Annotated in this window: 3 protein-coding genes; 2 read left to right on the top strand and 1 reads right to left on the bottom strand. The window is 72.8% G+C overall.

Going from position 1 to position 4,386, the window contains the following annotated elements; translation table 11 throughout:
- The first annotated feature begins 56 nt into the window (after positions 1–56).
- Positions 57–2,486 (top strand): ribonucleoside-diphosphate reductase subunit alpha, encoded by a 2,430-nt coding sequence (locus FNQ90_RS13890; RefSeq protein ID WP_182606668.1) that lies wholly within the window; start codon positions 57–59, stop codon positions 2,484–2,486.
- A 170-nt stretch (positions 2,487–2,656) separates the two neighbouring features.
- Positions 2,657–3,613, top strand: coding sequence for a ribonucleotide-diphosphate reductase subunit beta (locus FNQ90_RS13885; protein WP_228471151.1), 957 nt, complete (start codon positions 2,657–2,659; stop codon positions 3,611–3,613).
- Positions 3,614–3,709: 96 nt separating this feature from the next.
- Here the strand turns inward: FNQ90_RS13885 and FNQ90_RS13880 are convergent.
- Positions 3,710–4,386 (bottom strand): hypothetical protein (locus FNQ90_RS13880; protein ID WP_182606666.1); only part of this gene is annotated, 677 nt, incomplete at its 5' end.

Below are 4,386 nucleotides of genomic sequence, written 5' to 3'. Positions count from 1 at the left end.
GCGAAGGGGCACCCGCCCCCGGGCCCGACCCGGATCGGGATCCGCCCCGCACCGCCCTGTCGCGGCTGCTCACCGACCTGACCGGGGACCTCCCGGACGCCGACCCCGACCGGGTCGCCGCCGCGGTCCTGCGGGGCCGGGCCCCCGGCGACGACGCCGACCGACTGCGGGAGGCGGCCGTGGAGGCCGCCGCCGGCCTGATCGCCGAGGACCCCGCCCACTCCCGGCTCGCCGCCCGCCTGCTGACCCTCGTCATCCGGGACGAGGCGGCCGGACAGGGCGCCGACTCCTTCACCGCATCGATCGCCGTGGGCGCCCGCGAGGGACTGATCTCCGAGCGCACCGCCGCCTTCGTCTCCCGACACGGCCGGGAGCTGGACACGCTGGTCGAGCGGGCCGTGGCCGAGGGCGCCGACGACCGCTTCGAGTACTTCGGCCTGCGTACCGTGCACTCCCGGTACCTGCTGCGACACCCCATCACCCGGCGGGTGGTGGAGACCCCGCAGCACTTCCTGCTCCGGGTCGCCTGCGGCCTGGCCGGCGGGGAGCCGGAGCACGACGGCACCGATCCCGCCCGGGACGCCGAACACCTCGCCGAGGTCGCCGAGTTGTACCGGCTGATGTCCTCCCTGGCCTACCTGCCCTCCTCCCCCACCCTCTTCAACTCCGGCACCCGCTACCCGCAGATGTCCTCCTGCTACCTGCTGGACTCCCCGCGCGACGAGTTGGACTCCATCTACGAGCGCTACCACCAGGTGGCACGGCTCTCCAAGCACGCCGGGGGAATCGGCGTGCCCTGGACCCGGGTGCGGGCGCGCGGCTCGTTGATCCGGGGCACCAACGGTCACTCCAACGGCATCGTGCCGTTCCTGCGGACCCTGGACGCCTCGGTGGCGGCGGTCAACCAGGGCGGGCGGCGCAAGGGCGCGGCCTGCGTCTACCTGGAGACCTGGCACGCGGACATCGAGGAGTTCCTGGAGCTGCGGGACAACACCGGCGAGGACGCCCGCCGCACCCACAACCTCAACCTGGCGCACTGGATTCCGGACGAGTTCATGCGCCGGGTCGCCGACGATGCCGCCTGGTCGCTGTTCTCCCCCTCCGACGTGCCGGAACTGGTCGACCTGTGGGGCGAGGAGTTCGACGCCGCCTACCGCCGCGCCGAGGCCGCCGGCCTCGCCCGCCGCACCCTGCCGGCCCGCGAGCTGTACGGCCGCATGATGCGGACCCTCGCGCAGACCGGCAACGGGTGGATGACCTTCAAGGACGCCGCCAACCGCACCGCCAACCAGACGGCCCTGCCCGGCCGGGTGGTGCACTCCTCCAACCTGTGCACCGAGATCCTGGAGGTCACCGACGACGGCGAGACGGCCGTGTGCAACCTCGGCTCGCTCAACCTCGCCGCGCACCTGCGCGAGGACCTGCCCGGGGATCCGGCCCGCGCGGCGCGGGAGATCGACCCGATGGAGGCGATGGACTGGGAGCGCTTGGACGCGAGCACCGCGACCGCCGTCCTGTTCCTGGACCGGGTGGTGGACCTCAACCGCTACCCCACCGAGCAGGCGGCCCGCTCCAACGCCCGGTGGCGGCCGGTGGGCCTGGGCCTGATGGGGTTGCAGGACGTCTTCTTCCGGCTCGGCCTGCCCTTCGACTCCCCCGCCGCCCGCGAGCTGTCCACCCGGATCTCGGAGCGGATCATGCTCGCCGCCTACTCCGCCTCGGCCGACCTCGCCGAGCGTCACGGTCCGCTGCCCGCATGGTCACAGACCCGGACCGCGCGGGGCGTGCTGCACCCGGACCACTGGGAGGGCATCGAACACGCCTGGCCGGAGCGGTGGTCGGCGCTGCGGGCACGGATCGCCCGAACGGGCATGCGCAACGCCCTGTTGGTCGCGATCGCGCCCACCGCCACCATCGCCTCGATCGCCGGGGTGTACGAGTGCGTGGAGCCGCAGGTCTCCAACCTCTTCAAGCGCGAGACGCTGAGCGGGGAGTTCCTCCAGGTCAACGCCCATCTGGTGGCCGAGTTGAAGCGGCTGGGCCGGTGGGACGCGGCGACCCGGGAGGCGCTGCGCGAGGCCAACGGGTCGGTCGCCGAACTGCCGGGGCTGCCCGAGCACGTCCGCGCCCTGTACCGAACGGCCTGGGAGCTGCCGCAGCGGGCCCTGATCGACACCGCCGCCGCCCGCACCCCGTACCTGGACCAGAGCCAGTCGCTGAACCTCTTCGCGGAGTCCCCGACCATCGGCCGGCTCAGCTCGATGTACGCCCACGCCTGGCGCAGCGGGCTGAAGACCACCTACTACCTGCGGTCGCGCCCGGCGACCCGGATCGCCCGGGCGGCCCGCGGCTCCGGGGCGCGGAGGGTTCCCGCGCCGACGTCCGGCCCCGCGGGCCCGGCACCGGCGACCGCCCCGAAGGTCACCGGGTCGGCCGCCGAAGCCTGTTCGCTGGAGAACCCGGAGAGCTGCGAGGCATGCCAGTGACCCCGGCACCGCGCGCCGGGCGCGCGCCCACCGCCCGCACGACCACCGACCTCCCGCGTCCCGAGGAGCACACCATCACCACGCACGCCGCCGCCCCGACCGGTTCCGCCGCCGGACGGGACCGCCCCCGCGCCCTGCTCGACCCCGGGTTCGAGCTGACCCTGCGCCCGATGCGCTACCCCGACTTCTACGAGCGCTACCGGGCCGCCATCCGCAACACCTGGACCGTCGAGGAGGTGGACCTGCACTCCGACGTGGCCGACCTCGACCGGCTCACCCCCGGGGAGCGGCACCTCATCGGCCGGCTGGTGGCCTTCTTCGCCACCGGCGACTCGATCGTCGCCAACAATCTGGTGCTCACCCTCTACAAGCACATCAACTCCCCGGAGGCGCGGCTGTACCTGTCGCGACAGCTCTTCGAGGAGGCGGTGCACGTCCAGTTCTACCTGACCCTGCTGGACACCTACCTGCCCGACCCCGAGCAGCGGGCGGACGCCTTCGCCGCCGTGGAGTCCATTCCCTCCATCCGGGAGAAGGCCGAGTTCTGCTTCCGCTGGATGGACTCGGTGGAGAACCTGGACCGGCTGGAGAGCCGGGAGGACCGCCGACGCTTCCTGCTCAACCTGATCTGCTTCGCGGCCTGCATCGAGGGGCTGTTCTTCTACGGTGCCTTCGCCTATGTGTACTGGTTCCGCTCGCGCGGCCTGCTGCACGGTCTGGCCACCGGCACCAACTGGGTGTTCCGCGACGAGAGCTGCCACATGGACTTCGCCTTCTCGGTGGTGGACACCGTCCGGGAGGAGGAGCCGGAGCTGTTCGACGGGGAGCTGGGCGAGCGGGTCACCGCCATGATCCGGGAGGCGGTCGAGGCCGAGTTGCAGTTCGCCCGTGACCTGTGCGGGGACGGGCTGCCGGGCATGAACACCGAGTCGATGCGGGCCTACCTGGAGTGCGTGGCCGACCAGCGGCTGACGCGACTGGGCCTGGACCCGGTGTACGGCTCGGAGAACCCCTTCGCCTTCATGGAGTTGCAGGACGTGCAGGAGCTGACCAACTTCTTCGAGCGGCGTCCCACCGCCTACCAGGTGGCCGTGGAGGGATCGGTCTCGCTGGACGAGGAGTTCTGAGCGCCGGGTCCGGGCCCCCGACACGGGGGCCCGGACCACCGGCCCGCCCGGACCGCGGGTCCCGGGCGGGCCGGTGCGCCTCCGGCGTCGAGGGGGTCAGTTCCCGGCGACGGCGGCCGGCCCGTCGGCGAGGATCACCCGGGCCCGTTCCATGCGCTCCGTGTGCTGCTCGGCGTACTCGGCGAGCAGTTCGGAGTGTTCCTCGATGACGTGTTCCTGGTGGTCGAAGTCCACGGCCGCCCACCGGGCGACCAGGTCGGTCTTCTCCTTGCAGGCCACGTCGAGCACCGCCACCGCGATCGCCTCCTCCCCGGAGACGTCACCGCCGAGCCCGAGTTCCTCGGTGACGGTCAACGGGCTGTCGGCGGGCCGACCCCCCTCGGCCATGCAGGCCGACCAGTCCGCCAGCAGCTCGCGCACCCGCTCGTCCTCGTCGGCCTCGTGCCCGGCCTCGTCGGCCAGCTCCATCAGGAAGGTGGGGTCGATCCATCCGTCGTCGGGGCGGTTGATCAGCAGGGTCGCCTCGCCGTGGCAGCCGGTGGCGGGGACCGCCACCCCGCCGACCTCGGGCCCGGGGCGTTCGCGGGCCTCCTCCAGGGTTTCGGGGAGGTCGAGCGGGTCGGCCGAGGGGTCGCCGTACAGGGCGAGTTCCTGTTCGGGTGTCAGGTCCTCGGCGTGCACGGGCGCGTAGGTGTGGGGGTCGAGGTCGATGGGGTGCATGTAGCCGTGCTCGGCGGCGTGGACCGGGTCGTCCACGCCGTAGAGGTGGGCGT

This window comes from Streptomyces alkaliphilus, assembly GCF_014141535.1.
In the GTDB taxonomy this organism is placed as follows: Bacteria; Actinomycetota; Actinomycetes; order Streptomycetales; family Streptomycetaceae; genus Streptomyces; species Streptomyces alkaliphilus.
Note: the sequence above shows the minus strand (reverse complement) of the source record. Positions and strands in the feature narration are given on the sequence as shown.

Excerpts from the sequence above, each read along its gene's own strand:
- FNQ90_RS13885 (WP_228471151.1), top strand. The coding sequence starts at position 2,657 with ATGCGCTACCCCGACTTCTACGAGCGCTACCGGGCCGCCATCCGCAAC.